The organism is Fimbriimonas ginsengisoli Gsoil 348, assembly GCF_000724625.1.
Classification (GTDB): Bacteria; Armatimonadota; Fimbriimonadia; order Fimbriimonadales; family Fimbriimonadaceae; genus Fimbriimonas; species Fimbriimonas ginsengisoli.
This window is the reverse complement of record NZ_CP007139.1, coordinates 930,542-947,997: the sequence shown is the minus strand read 5'-3', so window position 1 is coordinate 947,997 and position 17,456 is coordinate 930,542. Positions and strand designations below refer to the sequence as shown.

General features: G+C 62.6%; 14 protein-coding genes. 2 read left to right on the top strand and 12 right to left on the bottom strand.

Going from position 1 to position 17,456, the window contains the following annotated elements:
• Positions 1-7: 7 nt before the first annotated feature.
• The 9 genes from OP10G_RS04360 to ftsZ all read right to left on the bottom strand — a co-directional run bounded on the left by OP10G_RS04360 (position 8) and on the right by ftsZ (position 8,554).
• On the bottom strand, positions 8-229 hold the full coding sequence (locus OP10G_RS04360) for a hypothetical protein (protein WP_144240992.1): 222 nt from the start codon (positions 227-229) through the stop codon (positions 8-10).
• 50 nt (positions 230-279) lie between these two features.
• On the bottom strand, positions 280-1,209 hold the full coding sequence (locus OP10G_RS04355; protein ID WP_025227105.1) for a glycosyltransferase family 9 protein: 930 nt from the start codon (positions 1,207-1,209) through the stop codon (positions 280-282).
• Positions 1,190-2,164, bottom strand: a complete 975-nt coding sequence (locus OP10G_RS23955; RefSeq protein WP_025227106.1) for a glycosyltransferase family 9 protein — start codon at positions 2,162-2,164, stop codon at positions 1,190-1,192. Before OP10G_RS23955 ends, OP10G_RS04355 begins: the two co-directional genes overlap by 20 nt.
• 7 nt (positions 2,165-2,171) lie before the next feature.
• A complete protein-coding gene (locus OP10G_RS04340) occupies positions 2,172-3,065 on the bottom strand; it encodes a lysophospholipid acyltransferase family protein (protein WP_084178807.1) in 894 nt (297 codons plus the stop codon).
• On the bottom strand, positions 3,034-4,029 hold the full coding sequence (lpxK, locus tag OP10G_RS26675; RefSeq protein WP_025227108.1) for a tetraacyldisaccharide 4'-kinase: 996 nt from the start codon (positions 4,027-4,029) through the stop codon (positions 3,034-3,036). The genes OP10G_RS04340 and lpxK overlap by 32 nt, the downstream gene beginning before the upstream one ends.
• A gap of 125 nt (positions 4,030-4,154) precedes the next feature.
• Positions 4,155-5,282: a Gfo/Idh/MocA family protein gene (locus OP10G_RS04330; protein WP_025227109.1), complete on the bottom strand. Its 1,128-nt coding sequence runs from the start codon at positions 5,280-5,282 to the stop codon at positions 4,155-4,157.
• A 49-nt stretch (positions 5,283-5,331) separates the two neighbouring features.
• Positions 5,332-6,186, bottom strand: coding sequence for a hypothetical protein (locus OP10G_RS04325; RefSeq protein WP_144240991.1), 855 nt, complete (start codon positions 6,184-6,186; stop codon positions 5,332-5,334).
• Between the two features lie 308 nt (positions 6,187-6,494).
• Positions 6,495-7,205, bottom strand: coding sequence for a hypothetical protein (locus tag OP10G_RS04320; RefSeq protein WP_025227111.1), 711 nt, complete (start codon positions 7,203-7,205; stop codon positions 6,495-6,497).
• A gap of 209 nt (positions 7,206-7,414) precedes the next feature.
• Entirely contained in the window at positions 7,415-8,554 is a 1,140-nt protein-coding gene (gene ftsZ / locus OP10G_RS04315) for a cell division protein FtsZ (RefSeq protein WP_025227112.1), read from the bottom strand.
• A 199-nt stretch (positions 8,555-8,753) separates the two neighbouring features.
• Here ftsZ and OP10G_RS04310 point away from each other — a divergent pair, with 199 nt between their 5' ends.
• Positions 8,754-10,550, top strand: coding sequence for an L-fucose isomerase (locus tag OP10G_RS04310; RefSeq protein WP_052547536.1), 1,797 nt, complete (start codon positions 8,754-8,756; stop codon positions 10,548-10,550).
• A gap of 9 nt (positions 10,551-10,559) precedes the next feature.
• Here the strand turns inward: OP10G_RS04310 and OP10G_RS04305 are convergent, their stop codons facing one another.
• From OP10G_RS04305 to OP10G_RS04295, 3 genes are all read right to left on the bottom strand, one after another.
• A complete protein-coding gene (locus OP10G_RS04305) occupies positions 10,560-11,027 on the bottom strand; it encodes a hypothetical protein (protein WP_025227114.1) in 468 nt (155 codons plus the stop codon).
• A 375-nt stretch (positions 11,028-11,402) separates the two neighbouring features.
• Positions 11,403-13,736: a UvrD-helicase domain-containing protein gene (locus OP10G_RS04300; RefSeq protein WP_025227115.1), complete on the bottom strand. Its 2,334-nt coding sequence runs from the start codon at positions 13,734-13,736 to the stop codon at positions 11,403-11,405.
• Positions 13,737-13,826: 90 nt separating this feature from the next.
• On the bottom strand, positions 13,827-16,709 hold the full coding sequence (locus OP10G_RS04295) for a PD-(D/E)XK nuclease family protein (RefSeq protein ID WP_144240990.1): 2,883 nt from the start codon (positions 16,707-16,709) through the stop codon (positions 13,827-13,829).
• A gap of 137 nt (positions 16,710-16,846) precedes the next feature.
• Between OP10G_RS04295 and OP10G_RS04290 the strand changes: the two genes are divergently transcribed.
• Positions 16,847-17,440 (top strand): hypothetical protein, encoded by a 594-nt coding sequence (locus OP10G_RS04290; RefSeq protein WP_144240989.1) that lies wholly within the window; start codon positions 16,847-16,849, stop codon positions 17,438-17,440.
• Positions 17,441-17,456 lie beyond the last annotated feature (16 nt).

Genomic DNA, 17,456 nt, shown 5'->3' with positions numbered 1-17,456 from the left:
GAAATCCTCATAGGAGCAGAATAGTCCCGCCTCCGGGTTCCCGGAAACACTCGTACGCCGCATTAGTCAGACCAAGTTCGCGATCCACCTCTTCGATCTTCTGAACCTCGTAATCATGTGCGATAACGCGGTCCCGAATAAGGGCATTGGTGCCCGCATCGATCTCATAGTCGACGAGCAAGACCCACTCGCCGTCATATCGCTGCCGCATCTCCTCAAAGGTAAGCAAAGGGGCATCGTGCAGGCTTGCCGTTGGATGACTCTCTGGGGCTGACATATCTATAGAATGCCACGGATCGTTTCAAGGACGGCATTGGGTTGGATATTTGCCAGACCCGAAGGGTCGTAGTGGCATCGGTCGATCTGACCGTACGGGCACGACCGGCGGGGCCTTGTGATCGAGTACAAACCCACCGCCGGAGTATCGAGGGCCGCTGCGATATGCGTGCTTCCTGTGTCGCCGCCTAGATGCACGGAAGCTAGGCGGATCAGCGCAACCAACTCGGACACGTTCGTTTCTCCCAGCAAATCGGCCGGAGCCGTGGCACAACGTGCGACTACCTCCGCCGCCGCGGCTCGGTCCGCTTTTGCCTTGCCTCCCACCAAAACCGCCTGTACGCCTTCCGCCTGAACGGCGTCGATGACCCGGGCAAAGTGCTCCGCGGGCCACCGCTTCGTCGCCCAACCCGCGCCGGCGTTGACGACCATGATTCGCCCGACGACCCCACGCTCTTTCAACTTCCGTCGGACGGACAATATGTCCTCCTCTTTCGGTTTCAAAGCAAAGTCGGCTCGGTGACACTCGGCTCCCAGCGCCCGTGCGACGTCGACGTATTGGTCGACGACGTGGAAGGACGACGGGTCGGGCAGGATCTTTTCCGAAAAGAGGGCCGCGCCTTCCCGCTGCCAGTGGTAGCCGACCTTTCGATCCGCCTTGGCTCGGGCGATGCATAGAGCGCTCTTGAGAAGCCCCTGCAAGTCCAGCGCCGCATCGAACGCGTGGTCGTAAACCGGGATGCTTCGCAACGACGGCTTAACCCGCAATACCTCGTCCACCGCCGTGCAGCACTCGACGATTCCGGCAAAGCGGGGATCCACGGTCCAAGTGATGTGGCACTCCGGGAAAGTCTTCTTGAGAGCCGCCGCCGCCGGCAATGAGCACACGGTGTCGCCCAAGGCGGACAGCCGGCTAATCAGAAACCGCTGCATCCTCTCTCCGAACCAGCTCGTGCGCCGCACGGATTACCCGTTCCGGTGCAACCAGCGACGTTTCCCGCCCATCTCGGAGCACGATTCCGTTGTCGGTGTAGGGGCGGAAGACGGCCGGATCGGTAGGTCCGAAAACGGAAACGACCGGAACGCCGCACGCGGCGGCCATATGTCCGGTCCCGGTGTCGCCGGCAAGATGGAGGTGGCTGCACTGCACCGCCGCCAACGTCTCGCTCAGGGGCAACTTGCCAACCAGATCGATGGTCCCCTCTTGGTTCATTGGCGAATCCGTGGGTCCGCCGAGGTAGGCCACCTGATACCCATCCGCGAGAAGCGCTTCGGCAACCACCCGCCAATTCTCGGCCAGGTACGCCTTATCCGGTTGTCCCGCGCTCACCGAGATCGTCGCGAGACGCTTCCCCTCCACGATGTGACGGCGGATCGCTTCGAAGGCGTCTTGGCGACGCGGCATGATCGGCGCATCCGGTAAGCGAAAATCGCCGGCCGCGCTCAGCACCTGCTGGTTCCATTCCACGACGTGCATCTCCGCCGGTCGTTGCCCAAAAACTGGGTTGAGCTTCGCGGCGAACGCGTCGGTTGCCTTGGCTGCAATCCGCCGCTTCGCGCCGGAAAGGCGAAGGCAAATCGCCGTCTTCGAGTGACCCTGCAAATCGATGCCGATGTCGAACTTCAGGCGTCGCAGCCGCCCATACGCGGACACCTGCTCGGCCCACGTCTTAGGCGACCAGCGCGCCCGTTTCCAGCGGTCTCGCGGCAGTTCCCAGACCTGGGTGGCCAGATCGGTTCGGTCGATCACGGGAGCGCAACGTGCCTCTACCGCCCAACACAGGAACGAGTCTGGATATCGGCGACGAATCGAAGTGGCCGCCCACGCCGCCATGACGCAGTCACCGATCGCCGAGAATCGGACGAGCAGAATGCGGGGGGCGCTCATATAGGCGTCACAAAAGGCCCCGTAATCGGGCGCTCTTCCAGCGGTCGTGCATCCATAACCACTGTTCAGGGTAATCCCGAATCACTGATTCCAGCACAGAATTCACCTGCGTCATCAAAGCTTCTCGATCGTTTTCCGTATTTTCCAGGTCGATCGGTTCCTTCACGATGATTTTGTAGCGTCCCACTCCCGTCCGAACGCAAAAAGCGGGAAGGATCGGAGCCCCGGTTCGCTGATGCAAAACCGCCGGTCCGAGCACCGTGCCGCAAGGCTTTCCGAAGAAAGGGACGAACGCTTCGTCCGTGTTCTGATCCGGTAAGAGGCCGATCAGTTCCTTACGCCTTAGCTTCACCATGATCGGTCTTGCCGCCTCGCCTCGCGAGATGAACTCCACTCCGGTATTCGCGCGGACCGCCGCGATCCGCTCTTGAATCTCCGATTGGTTAGCGTCGCGCGCCACCACGCTGATATGCCGTCCGGTGGCGGTGCAATAGTGTCCGAATCGCTCGAAGTTGCCGAGGTGGGCCGTTACCACCAGAACTCCCTTGCCGGCCGCCTCCGCGACGAGGAAATTATCGAACCCCTCGACCTCCGCCGTCTCCAGAACCTCTTCCTTGGTTCGCATCGGGGTGCGCAGGAAGTCGCCCATGACTAAGCCGTAGTGCCGGAAAACCGCCTTGGCGACTTCGTCGCGCTTCTCGGGCGTCCATTCGGGAAAGGCGAGCTCCAAATTCGAATGGGTCCGCTCTCGGTGCTTCTTGTCGAGGCGGTAGAAAAGCATCCCCAGACGGGCGCCCCGGCGCTCTGCGACGGCGACGTCTTTCGTGAGAAAGCGTTTCTGGCCGCGATCGAAGGCCCAGATCACCACATTATTCAGTAGCCGTTTTCGACGATCGTCCATCCAGTTTTGCGTCCAACCACTGCCGAAATTCGATCGCCGGCTCCACGCGCACCGAGTGCCGGGCGATCAGCCATTCGCGTTCGCCGAGGTCGGCTCGCTCCCGTAGTTTCACCCAATCCTTGGCCGTTACGATCGTCGGCCGGTCGGTGGGCAAACGCTCCAGGAGGGTACCCGCGTCCAGCGGGTCGTGGTCAGCCAACCGGATCGCCGGGGTTGCCGCTCTTCGCGTCGCCGATTCAACCGCTTCGATAAATCGTTGCGGCTGGCCCAACGCACATAGCAACGCATACTCGACCGGAGGAGAGACGGTCTCGCCGTCCGGTCGAGCGATGCAAAGAGGTTCGCTTTCCACTCGGAACCTCCCCGGCAGCACCTCATCGGCCCGCCTCCGGTTCCACCGCGGCTCCCGATACGGTCCGGCGGGAAGGCAAAGCGAATTCTTCGGGTTCGGCTCATCGAGAAGCAAGGTCACGTGCTTTCTCACTGGCAAGTGCTGAAACCCGTCGTCCATCACCAGCACCGCGTTCGGGTGGCTCCGCTGGACCAATTCCGCCGCCAGTACCCGTCTCCGGCCCACCACCAATGGAACGTCCGGCAACAGCCACCGGAACATTGCGGGTTCGTCTCCCCACTCTCGCGAAGAGAGTGGACCCGATGGGGCGAGCGCGGCAGCCTCGGCATGTGGCCCGCCGTACCCGCTGCAGCCGATGACGACCTCGCGCCCCATGTCGCGGAGGAGTTGGGCCAGGTGCAGCGTCAGCGGGCTCTTGCCCGCTCCCCCAACGACCAGGTTTCCGACGCAGAGCACCGGGCAGTGAGGTTCTTGGGCCTGCTTGATTCCCAGGCGATACATCGCCAGGTATCCCTCCCAGCCGAGCGCATAGAGCGCCGAAAGGGGCGTCAAGCCTAGACGAGCAAGCTTTGCCTTAGGAGAATCGGAACCCCAAAGCTCGCTCGCGTGCACGGTTAAAGTGTATTGCCTGCGGCGAATGTCGTGCCGAACTGGACCGTCGCTCTCCAGAGCGGCCCTCTCCGGAATCGGGCGAGACGCCCGGGGTCCGGGAGGTGGACGGGACGTCCGCGCTCCGGCTATGGTCTTCTGATTTGCACTGGCTTGCCCGACTCCAGTGATTCGACGATCGCTCGCATGGTCATCACGGTGTCTAGGCCCTCCTCCAGATCTGGGGAATTCGGCTTCCCGGATAACAGGCACGAGGCGAAATAGTCGGCGTAATTGCAGAACTCCCCGTAATGCATCCCTTTCAACTCGTGCCGATAGTAGTAGCCGGCCATCGAGTGCTCGTAATCCTCTTCCACTTCGCCCCCTTCCGGAGTCGTCGTAGTGAATCGCAGGTCGGGATACCGCGCCAGCGAAGTCCCCTCCGATCCCATCAAGAAACACTCGATCAAAGCCCGGCCTTTCGGCAGCTCGTGGAATCCGTAATTCCCCAAGACCCGCCCGATGCGGCCATTCTCGCCGATGAGGTTCACCGAGACGGCGTCCGGGTTCGGGAGCGACACCTCTCGCCCCACCGCCGTCGTCGTCCCGTATGCATGCACCTCACGAATCGGGCCGAGGTACCAACGAACGAGATCGACCGGATGGGACAATCCCAGGTAAGCCCAGTGCGTGTGCTCGATCGTCCAGGGCGATTTCTTGTAATACCAGTCCATCCGGTGGTTGTAATGGGCGTCCACCACCTCGATCTCTCCGTATTGCCCCGCTTCGAACAACTCCCGTTGCCGTTGAAACGACTCCCCGAAGCGGGTCGACTGCCCCACCATCAGGCGCATCCCGCTCTCCTTGGCGGCGGCGCGTATCCGCTCCGCGTCGGCCGGGTCGTTGATGAGCGGCTTGGTGCAGATCACGTGCTTGCCGGCGCGGAATGCCCTCTCGATGTGTTCTGCGTGGAGGTGATCCGGCGTATAGATCGCCACGATCTGAACCTCCGGCCGGGCCAGCATCGCCTCGTAATCGTCGGTCATGAAGATCCCGGGCGCGGCTTCCATCGCGGCCTGCCGTTTTTCTTGGGACAGATCACAACCCGCAACCGCCTGGCAAAGCCCCGACGCGCGCAGCGCGACGAGCATGGTGTGGCCTTCGTGCAGTCCGAGAACACCAACGCCGAACCGCTCGCTCAGCGGCAGCTTCCCGTAACTTCGGCGTGCTCCTACGGTCGGGTTACCGGTAGGTAGGAAGTCGGGATGAGATGACATACCCCTAGTCTTACCAGGGGCCGACCAATATGGTGGCGCTACAAATAGATTAGGGGTACGGACGCCCAGGGACGACGCGAAAGAGCTCGTTACGTAGGGCTTTAGAGGTGGCACACATTTGGTCGGGATCGGCTCCTTTTTCGCGAAGTTCCCGGGCGAATAGTTGAACCAACCACTCGAACGCCGTCAGGGGTCTTCTGGTGGAGTACGGCGGCACGAACGAGCCGTGCCGGATTTGGTCGTTCTCGGCAAATAGGAGGTTCATCGCTTCCGAAACTGGTGGAGTTGATCCTGCGTCAGCGTATTTTTGCTCGAGCTTTTTCACCGATTGAAAGGCCGCGTCGAGCGCCATCGCAAAATCCATTCGACTAGCGGGAGGGCCACTGCTAAAGCCTTCGCGGGTAAGAAATAGATCGTGGCCCGGAATCAAACCGGCCCTCTTGATCCTCGCAAGCGCTTCATAAACTGCGGCGTGGCTCGGTATAGATGGAAAGGGAGCCGAAAGTCCGTCATGGCTGAAGAATGCATCGTGGTACCCGTGCAAAATTCCCTCTGCTTTTAGGAATTGAGTTGCTTCGGCCGCCCAGTGGCCGCGTGGAACATCATGGAAACGCACGTTCGCCTGTCCCACGTCGGCAACTCTCAAGCGGTAGATCTCCGCATTAAGCGAATTAATCTCTGGCAAGATCCATCCTCGATTAATCGCTGCGAGCTCAGGCTTGAAGAAAGTGGCAAGCTGGCGTAGCTCCTCGATCAACGGCGGCCATTGTTCGCGAATCTCGTCTAGACTTTTCAGAAGGCGGAGGCGTGCTTCGGCGGCCGTATCTTTCCTCTTTCCCCAACCTTTGGGATACTGCGCCAGTCGTTCGTCTTCAAGTTGACTAGCCCGGAGGACGTTTCGCATTCGTTCCACAACCGCCGCTGTCAGCTTTGCAAGGTCGCTACGCGTGGGCGTCGGAAGGTGAGCGTGAGGGGCTAGCAACGGCGCTCCAAGCAATAAACCATGGGCCCTCATTTTCAAGAGCGACTCGTAGACCCAGTGGTTGTCCGGCACGTCCGGAAATCGGTCTTGGGCTGACGCCAGATTCACCAAAGTAAAGAAGGCAAGAACGGTGGCCGACATCCCGCGGAGCATGGCTCCAGTTTAAGACCGTAAGGGGTCAGCGTGGAAAAAGCGCGAGCAAGCTCGCGCACTCCAAAGCGCCTGCGGCGCTAGGCGGGGATTGAATGGAGGTATTGGTCGGCGGCGGAGTCGAAGTACCAGGTGGTCTCGAATCCGTGCGCGTCGATCCCTGATGCGTTGCCGGGGTCTTTGGAAAGGACGTAAAGCTCTGGCCAGCCGCCAAGATCGCTTCGGGCTAGGGAAGTGTAATGCTCGATCACCGGCAGGGCCGATGATGGGCTGACCTTGATTTGGGCTGGGCCGGAGAACGGGCATAGACCGTCTTCGCGCACGATGTGCAGGAGGCGCAGGGTCTTTACTTCCCAGGTGGCTCGATCGATTGGCGTTCGTAGGATCTGGGCGACCGCGTCGGTGTCGACCTCTTCTATCGCCGGGATCTCCGGAGGCTTCACAAGGTAACGGTCGGCCTCGCCGTTGATGTACCACGTGAAGGCTTCGCCCGTTTCATCTTCGCCGATAAGGATGAGACCGGGGCGCTTCTGCATTCGAAAGTCGAGAACTTGCTGGGTGGCAAACCGTTGTTTGAATCGAAGCTGCGGGGTCCAACCGGTTTCCGTGGCTCGCAACGCCTTCACCCAACCCGTGCGCCCCGTCTCGTCGTCGGGAACGTACTCGGCTTCAACCTTCCCGGCAAACGCGACCCCGTCTTCGGCGTGGACAACCACCAGCGGATCGCAATCCCATATGTACGCCTGCCCGGCGACGGGGCGCTGAGGAAATAGATCGCGAAGGCCCGACATCACCGTTCAACGTACATCTATTTCGGTTGTCCTTCCACGGAAAACAAAAAAGCCCCGCCCAATTTGGGGCGGGGAAGCGTTGGACCAGTTTTCTCCCGAACACCGCCGGGACTCTTTTCTTGGAAACAAGACGGGTGATCCATTGCTGGATTGCTGGATTGCCGTCTGTTAAATCTAGCAATCAAGCAATCCCCAATCGAGCAATGTGGCTACCCTCCGCGTTGGCGGCGGAGGAAGGTGGGGATGTCGAGGTCGAGCTCGTCGAGCTGGATCGGAGTGGGGATGACCGGCTGAGCCTGGGGGCGCAGTTGCGGCGAGGCAGGAGGCATCTCGGCGTTCATGGAGGTGGCCGGCTGGACAAAGACCTCACGATCCTGCTTCGCCGGTGTCGCGTTTCCCGGGTCCATTCCCGCTGCCAGCAGCGTGATGGAGACTTCGCCATCTCCGGTGTCGCGCATCACGTGGCCCAGGATGATGTCAGCATCCTCCGCGTCCGTGAACTGCAAGATGTACTCCATCGCCTCGTGAGCTTCGCCGATGGAGAAATCCGGGCCGGCGGTCACGTTGACCAGCAGCTTCTTGGCGCCCTGGATGTTCGTCTCCAGGAGGGGAGAGTTCGCTGCGTGCTGGGCGGCCATTCGAGCGCGCTGATCCCCGACGCCGGTTCCAAGTCCCATCAGGGCGACTCCGGCGTTGCTCATCACGGATCGAACGTCCGCGAAGTCGACGTTGATGATTCCGGGCAGGAGGATGATGTCGGAGATTCCCTGCACGCCCTGCCGAAGCACGTCGTCCGCCGCGGCGAATGCCTGTTGCATCGTCGTCCGTTTCTCCACGAATCCGAGGAGGCGGTCATTAGGAACGGTAATCAGCGTATCGACGTGCGCCTGCAGCAGCTTCGCTCCTTCTTCGGCGAGACGACGACGCTTGGGTCCCTCGAAGAGGAACGGCTTTGTTACGACGCCGACCGTGAGAATCCCCATTCGCCGGGCCATGTCTGCCACCACCGGAGCGGCTCCGGTGCCGGTCCCACCGCCCATGCCGGCGGTAATGAAGACCATATCGCACCCTTCGAGCTCCTCGTGGATCTGCTTCTCACTCTCACGAGCCGCTTTCTGCCCGACCTCCGGGTTGCCGCCCGCGCCGAGACCGCGAGTGAGCCCCTCGCCGATCTGAATCTTCTTGGGCGCGCGGCTCTGGCCCAGGGCCTGGGCGTCCGTGTTCATGGCGATGAAGTGGACTCCGACGACTCCCTCGGAGATCATCCGATTGACGGCGTTGGAGCCGGCGCCCCCGACGCCGATGACCTTGATGGTCGCTTGATTTTCGAAAAGATTTTCTGGTCGCATGCTCACTCCAAAGAGAAATTCCAAGGGCATCCGTGCACGGGATCCCGCTGTCAGTCAGGACGGGCAAAACCCCGCGAAAGCGTCACAAAAACGATTGTGACCTCGGAACTCGCGAATCTACCTGGAATGAGCCTAGTTTTCCACAGGAAACCCACATTCGGCAAAACAACCGAAGGCTCAGGCTTGGTAATTTGCTGATATGACCACCCGCGATTCACTACGCATCAATCCGCCGTCAAACCGTCTGCGAGGCAGCATGCCGAAAGTAGGTATTCGCCCCGCGATCGACGGCCGTTTCGGCGGCGTACGAGAGTCGCTCGAAGGGTTCACCATGGAAATGGCGCGGGCCACCGCCGAGTTGATCTCCGCAAACCTCCGCCACTCGTGTGGGCTCCCGGTGGAGTGCGTCATCGCGGATACCTGCATCGGCGGGTTCGCCGAAGCCGCGGATTGCGCCGAGAAATTTCAACGGGAAGGCGTCGGCGTCTCCCTCACGGTCACCCCCTGCTGGTGCTATGGCAGCGAGACCATGGATATGGATCCGCTGCTTCCCAAGGCGATTTGGGGTTTTAATGGGACCGACCGACCTGGCGCGGTCTACCTCGCCGCCACGTTGGCCGGGCACAATCAAAAGGGGCTTCCTTGCTTCGGCATCTACGGCCGGGATGTCCAGGACCTCGGCGATACGAACATCCCGGAGGACGTGAAAGAGAAGATCCTCCGATTCGTTCGCGGCGGGTTGGCGGTAGCCACCATGCGCGGCAAGGCATACCTAGCCATGGGCGGGGTGAGCATGGGGATTGCCGGCTCCATCGTCGATCACGAGCTGTTCGAGCGGTACTTCGGAATGCGGGTCGAGTCGGTCGACATGACCGAATTCGTTGGCCGCATCGCCAAGGAAATGTTCGATAAGGAGGAGTACCAGCGTGCCCTCGCTTGGGTGCGGGAAAACTGTAAGGAGGGGCACGATTGGAACGCTCCGGAGAAGCAGCGAACTCGAGACCAAAAGGACGAAGACTGGGAAACGTGCGTCAAAATGGCGCTCGTTGCGCGAGACCTGATGGTCGGCAACCCTCGCCTCAAGGAAATGGGATTCGCCGAACAGGCCCAGGGGCACAACGCCATCGCCGGCGGCTTTCAGGGGCAGCGCCAGTGGTCGGACCATTTCCCGAACGGCGACTTTCTCGAGGCGATCCTTTGTTCGTCGTTCGACTGGAACGGCATCCGGCAACCGTATATCGTCGCTACCGAGAACGATGCGCTCAACGGAGCGTCGATGCTGCTCGGGCACCTGCTCACCGGCACCGCGCAGATGTTCTCCGACGTCCGCACCTTCTGGTCGCCGGACGCCGTGAAGCGGGTCACCGGTCACACCCTGGACGGAGCGGCCGCCGGCGGTTTCCTTCACCTTATCAACTCCGGACCCACCGCCCTCGACTGGACCGGCCACGCCCTCAAGCCCTGGTGGGATGTCACATCGGACGACGCGGGACGGGCTCTCGACGACACGCTGTGGTGCACCAGCGATCTCGGGTACTTCCCGGCGGGTGGTTGGTCTACCGATTTCACCACCCTGGGCGGGATCCCGTGCACGATGTTCCGGATCAACTTGGTTCGTGACCTCGGTCCGGTTCTACAGATCGCCGAGGGCCAAACGATCTCGTTGCCCGACGAGGTGCACCGAACGCTCGACGAGCGGACGAGCCCAAGCTGGCCCACCACATGGTTTGTCCCCCGAACCGGCGGAGACGGGGCCTTCCGGGACGTCTATTCGGTAATGGAGCACTGGGGCGCCAACCACGGAGCGATCTCGGTTGGCCATATCGGCGCCGACCTGATTTCCCTCGCCGCCATGCTCCGGATCCCGGTCGACCTCCACAACGTTCCGAGCGACAACCTATACCGGCCAACGGCTTGGCACCGGTTCGGCGGCGGCCTCGACCCGGTAGGCGCGGACTACCGCGCCTGCGCTACGTACGGCCCGCTGTATGGTTGAGGTGGCGCCTTAGCCCAATTTGGGGCGGGTTTCGAGATACCGATGGCAAGCGGCCAGGGCGTCTCGGAGGGCGTCGAACTCTTGGGTGGTGATTTCCCGATCGGATGCGAGCACGCCCATCCCCAGCGAGTCGAGCGCGTTAATCGCGGTCGGCTCGAGCCGGGTTCCGTTCACCCTGTCGTATCGCCGACAGGCTCGGATGAACTCGGGCACTTGCTTCAGGATCTCGTCATCGGCCGGTCCTTTCGAAAGCCGCTCGACGAGCGCGCCTCTCTGTAGGCGATCCTCTTCGAGAAGCGCATCGAGCATGTCGGACTCGGCCGGATCGAGCCAGCCGTCCGCCCAGATAAGCCGCTCGACGAGCGAATAGACCAGCTCGGCGAGGTGCTCGAAATTCGTTACCGGGTCGAACGCCGGGCGCTCTGCTTCCAGGGCGTTGGCCGCGTAGCAAAGGATCGCATAACTCTCGCGAGTCATCAGAGCGTATTGGTCCCGCGGCGGGTCAAGCGGACTCCGTACGGGTGATATGACAGTCATTAGTTCTCCTACAAGGTCGAGGCGGGTCGGGCGTCCATCGTCAGACGCTCATCCGGCAGATGCGTTGCATCCTCGACATTGAGGTACTCAGCTCGAGACCTACCGTCTCGGTACGGAAAGATAAACGCTGCCGTTTCGTCCGGCGGTTCCCTCCGTGGCTGTGAATATATTCTGGCAGGTCGAAAGGTCTGGGTTGGGACCAATGCGGCCGTGGCACGGCGCTTCCAGCCCGTGTGTATCACGACCATCCTGGTCGTGTGAAAGGGCCAAGGGCAGGATGCCCTTGGGACCCACTGGCTGGAAGCCAGTGCCACGTTAGACGGGCATCTGCGAAAGGTCCTGCGAGTCCCTCACGCGTACTCCGGGTGGGGGTGGGTCGCCGAGGAGCTCTTGGAGCATTTTCGAGACCGTCCGGTCGCGGCGCGGCGGGTAGAGGGAAACGCAGAGCCGCTGTTTCGGCCGGGTCAGGGCCACGTACAGCACGCGGAGTTCCTCTTCCTCGTCGCGCCGCTTCCGCCGCTCGGTGAGGAACTTGTGCATGAGGCACTGACCTTTTCCGTATTTAGTGGCGACGAGACCCATGCGCGGCTCGACCACGAGGTCTCGGGCGTTGGCCGCTAGCCGCTTGTCGGTCTGGGGGAGCACCACGACTGGGAACTCGAGCCCCTTCGCCTTGTGAACGGTCATGATCGTCACGACGTCCGCATCCTCTTCGTCGGCGGGCGCATCCCCCTCCTTGTGGCGAAGATCTTGGATCTCCCGGATTCGCTCGGCGTATTCGAGCGGGCCAAGGTCCGGCTCTTGCGTCGCCAGCGAGAGAAGCTTTCGGACGTTCGCAAGAAGCTGCTCCGGCTTTTCCCGGCGCGCAAGTGCGGGGAGAAGCTCAGACTTGGCAAAGATCTCGGCGAGCACCTCCCATGCGGCGAGCCGGTCGGCGATTCCGCGTAGCCGCTCATACCAGCGGAGGAACGCCTCGAGCTTTGGTCCGTCCTCGTCCACCGGCGACTCGAATTCCGCCAACCTTTCGACCACTCCCGCCTCCCGGCCGAGCAGGGTAATTGCGTCCAACGAGAGGCCCACGAGCGGGCTCCGCAAGCAGGCGAGGAGCGAGAAGTCGTCGTACGGATCGGCTACCGCGCGAAGCGCGTTGGCGAGGTCCCGAACTTCCAAACGGGTGTAAAACCGCTCCGTTCCGCCCGCAACCCGAGCGGGGATGCCCACCCCCTTCAAGCCGGTTTCGATCGCCTGCGCTCCGCCGCCATCCCTGACAAGCACCGCAATGTCCTTCTTGGCGATCCCCTCGTCGAGCAGCTCGCGGATGTAGGTGGCGGTGGCGTCCGCGTCGTTGGCGGCCTGACGCCACACCTCCACTCCGGCGAAATCTCGGGGGACGTCGTTCTCCAGATCCATCGGCGCGTCGAGATTGCTCATCGGCACGTAGCTCTCGTGCCAGAGGCGGCCGAAGACGAAGTCGACGAAGTTGAGGATGCCGGGCACGGAGCGGTAATTGCGGGAGAGACGAAGGGTATGGCCTTCGACCGCGCGACGCTCGAACAACTCGACGTCCGCCTGGCGGAATCCGTAGATCGACTGCTGGGCATCTCCCACCAGCATCTCGCGAGACGCTTCGATGCGCCGAAGCAGGCGGTACTGCATCGGATTCAGATCCTGCGCCTCGTCGACCATGACGACCTGGACCTGGCGCTGAAGCCGCTCGCGGGTTGCTTCCGAGCGCTCGAGGAGGCGCACCGCCCTCTCTTCCAACGCGCTGAAGTCGAGCGCTTGCTCGGCATCCATCTCCCGGTCGAGTCGCCACCAAGCCGCGCAGGCGAGTTGAACCAGACCGCAGGTCTGCTCCAGCGCTTCTTCCTCGGCCTGCAGGTCGGGGCGATTCTTTAGCCAACCCGGCACCTTCTCGCCTACCGACTTCAGCGCCTGCTGCATCCGCTCTTGGAACGAGTCGGCCTCGATATTGGCGAACGCGGCCTGGGCGTTCGGCGATAGCTCGCGAAGGAGGAGATCCTCCCAACGGTCGCGAAGGGTTCGGGGGTCGAGATGCCATTGCTGGATCTGCAACTGGCTGAACCCGCTGCCTCGCAGATCGCGCAGCACCGCTTCGACCGCGCTCTCGAGGATTCCGTAGGGCGATTTGTTCTCACCGAAGCCGGGGCGCTTACCGGCGAGGAACGAGATCAGCGCTTCCGCTTGGGGCTCGTCGTCGAGCGGGGAAGCGAGTGCCTCCCGTACGCAGGCGGAGACGAGGCGGGAGGAGTGGGACTCGGTGAGGATCTCGAAGCTCGGGTCGAGGCCGGCTTCGAGGGCGTTCTCACGAAGAAGCCGCTCGCAGAAGGAGTGGATCGTTTGAATCGGGCCGGTTTCCGCGTTTTGGGCCTGATCGTTCAGACCTTGGTCGCGCAGACGCCGCACGATCCTCCGCTTCATCTCGGCGGCGGCCTTCTTGGTAAAGGTGATCGTGAGGATCTGGTCCGGCCGCAGATCCTCCTCCACCACATGGCGGAGGTATCGCTCGACGAGCACAAACGTCTTCCCGGCGCCCGCGGCCGCCACCACGGAGAAGTGGGCTTCCCGCGTCTGCACGACATCGCTCTGCTCCGTCGACAGGCTTAAAGCCTGAGCAGCATTGCTCATCTTCCCACCTCCCCCTTTGCGTCTTCGCGCCTTTGCGTGAAACTCCCCGAACGGAATGTCTCGCAAAGGCGCGAAGACGCAAAGATGAGGCTACACATCTTCGAACACCACATCGGTCCCGAATGGGGAGTCTTCCTCGCCGAAGGCGCGGGAGCGGCGGCAGAGCTCGCCGTAGTCGCACCAGTCGCAGTGGTCCCCTTTCATCGCGTCGACCCGCGAATCGTAGATCCGTTCCACCGCCCGCTTGAGGGCGCGTTTGACGTCGTCGAAGAAGATCTTTTTACTCAGCGCCGGGTCGTCGGCGGTCGCCAGATCGACGACCGAAAGCCCGTCCTGCGCGAACCCGTTCACCGGACCGCCGGCTCGGGTGAGCACCACGAGCTCGCGCTTGCCGCGCATCGACTCGATCTCCAGCGCTCCCTCACGCCCCGACTCGTGGAGGGCGAGGAAGTACAACCCGTAGTAAAGCTTTTCGACTTCCGTGAGGTTCTTTGGATCGCGGGCCCCGGAGCCGTAGAGGTGGGCCACCGAGTAGCGCTGGTGCCGCGAGACCGCCGGCACCACCCCTTCGAGAAGCACGCCGCCCGGCATCGCATCCCGGAGTCCGTCGGCTCCGAAGGCGACATTCCCGCGGATACTTCCGATCTCCTTGGGCCACATCTCGCGCGACCGAAACTCTCGACGCAGCCACTCACGAATGAGCCGGCGCCCGCCGGCGCGCAAAAGCTGCATCTCCCAGTCCGGCACCTCCGAGTAGAGCGAATCCAACTCCGCCTGAAGCGCTTCGATCAGTGCGTGCTCCGCATGCTCGCGGCTCTCCTTCCCAACCAACCCCGAGGCCTGCGGCAGCTTGCGAAGCGATTGCCACCGCGCGCCGCGACGGCGAACCCGGAGGTGAAGCCGGTGACGCAAGGCGTACTGGAACGGGCATTGCAGCGCGTCGCGCAGCTCGCCCGGCGCGAAGCGATGTCCGAGTTCCGGACGGAGGGCGTCTCGCGCGGCTTGCGAGATCAGCTCGACCGCGGAGGGAGACTCGCGCGGGGCATCCAGCGATTGCCGCAGAATCCGGTCGTTTTCGGTTACGCATTCATCGCCCAGGGGAGCTAGAAGCGTGCGAGCCCAGTCCTTTCGGGTCACCTTTTCGTGGCCGCCGGCAGCGCGCTCGACCTCGGTGAGATAGAAGGCCGGAATGTTATCGCGCGAGTCGTCGGCCAGCGGATAGCTGAACACCAGTTGCCGCCGCGCGGCGGTACAGACCCGGTAGAAGGCGTCGCGCTCCGCTTCCGCCTTATCGTGCGAATTCAGAAGCGGCGGATGTCCGGGACGGAGATTGGAGATCTCCTCTCGATCGTAATCCGTAAGCACCGGCTCTTCGCTTCGGCGGCGAGGGAAGACCCCTTCCAGCATCCCCATGACGCGCAGGGTTTCGACGTCGGTAAGGGCGTAAGGATCGTCCGCGACGCATACGCCGACTTCCGAGCTGGGTGGAATGCTTACGTCTGCGTCCTTCCAGACCCGCCGGCAGATCGCGGTGACTTCGGACAGAGTCATCGACCGCTCGTCGACGATGGCGTCGACGGTGACGAAGTTGGCGAGCAGGCGTTCGAGCTGATGCCGGGCTCGCCGGTCGCGTTCGGCCATCATGCGATCGCGCCCCATGATCCGGGTGCTCCAGGGGAACCGCTCGTCGGCGCAGATCAGCTCCGTCACCAGCGCTTTCCATTCCCGCAGAAGCAGGCTGCCGCTCGCCTTCTGCCGCCACTCGAGTAGCGCTCCGACCCACGGGAACTCTTCCTCATGAATGTCCGCCCAGGTCCGTAAGGTTTCCCACTGCATGGACCGCATTGAGTGGCACTCGCGCAGACCGGACGCCAGCCGCGCCTGCCCCTCGCCGGTAAGGCCGAGGTAGCTGCTTTGCAAGATCGGACCCAGAGTGCGCACGTCGTTAGAGGCGCAAAACTCGAGCGCGGCAAGCGTTAAGCGGGCGAAAGAGTTGGTCAGGAGCGGAGCCCGCCGCGCGATTCTCACCGGGATGCCGAGCCGCTTGGCGGCCGCTTCGATGAGCGGAGCGTACGTTTCCAGATTTCGAACGTAGATCCCGGCTTGGTCCGGCCGCTCCTCTTCCATGCACCCGCGAAGCGCCCACTCGGCCTCCGCGAGCGGATCGGCTGCGCTGACGATCGCTACGTCCACCCCCGGCCCGCCCGTGAGATCGGGAGCAAAAAGGTTCCGTGTGAGGGCGTTGCCGTCTCCGGTGGGAATGCCGGGAAAGCCAAGCGCTTCCAACGTTCGGCGAGAGCCCGCAAATATCGGCGCATCGGCGGCGTGACGCTCCACGATGAGCGTGATATCCGTTCCCTGGTCCACCGCCCACTGGATCCAGCGCAGCCGCAACGGCGACTCTTCCGACCCGGCGAGAATCAGCAGCCGATCGAAGCTTCCGTCCCGCTCCGGCAGGGAATCGAAGCATGCCCGCAATTGGGCCGAGTGGCTCTGGCGTCCGAGCGCCAACATCACCGAATCGACTTCCTTGTCGATCTCCGCCAGCGACTGGAGCTTGGCGGAGAGGCGGGGAGTGGCGACGGACGCAAGATCCAGCATCTCATCGCGGTCGATCTCCCACTCGTGCAGCTCTTTCAGGGTCCGATTGAGCGCCTTATGCAGACCCGGATACCGCGCCGTTCGCGAGAACGGCGACTCCGCGGGAAGTTCTAGGCAGGCGCGAGCAATGGCGGCTTCCACCTGCCCAGCTTGGGATAGCGGCTGGGCGCTCTCGCCGCACATTCTCAGGAATCGGGAAACCACCTCGCCCAAGGCGAGCACCTCGACCGCGTCGTCCTCCTGAACGAACCGCTTGCAGACCGGCAGCGCGGAGTCCGAAAACGCGGTAACCACCCCTTCACCACGGCCGCAGAACTGCCGGATAATCGGTCCGACGCTGGTAGGGCCGGGGACCGCGCTAAGTACTTTCAATCCCAATTCAGTCCCTCTCCCGTGGCATGGGCGGCTCGCCCATGAGTATCTCGGGCGGCCCGCCCGAGTCAAAATCCCTTAAAGCCGTGTAACCCCGTCGGCTTTCATAGAAGACCCTATGAGTGTAACATGCGCGGGTGGCTCCTCCCACAGTCTGGACCTCGCGGCGAAAGATCATGGGCAACCTTGTGCCCGCGCTGTTCTGGCTCCCCTTCGCGGTCTCGGGCTTGGCGTGGATGGCGGTCAAAAGTGAGGTTCTAGGCGGGGGGCTTGCGCTTTTGGTGACCGGCACCGTTGTCGGTTGGTTCGCCCTGAACCGGTTTGGCTTGTTCGAGAACCGCCGCATGCGCGCCCAGCTCGAAAGAATCCTCCATGCGAACGGAGAAACGCTCGCCGGTGAAAAATGGTTCGTCGGTTTCGCCACCCCCCGCTATTCCAGCACCGTCGACCCTCACGAGGACATCGGATTTCTCGAAGTAACCGACGACCGTCTCCGCTTCCTCTCCGAGTCGCGAACAGTAGAGGTCTTGCGGGCGGACGTGAGCGAGGTGCGTTTCCGCGCCAACGTCCATTCCTTGCTAGGTTTGGGTCGGTGGGTGTCGGTGGAAGGAAAAGTCGGGGAGAAGCCGATCCGCCTCATGGTCGAGCCGCGAGAGTTGCCGACTCTGCTTGGGAACCGCCGGGAGGGAGCGCGGCTACGGACCCGTTTGCGCTCGTGGGCGGCAAAGTAACCTCCGGAGCCCCCTC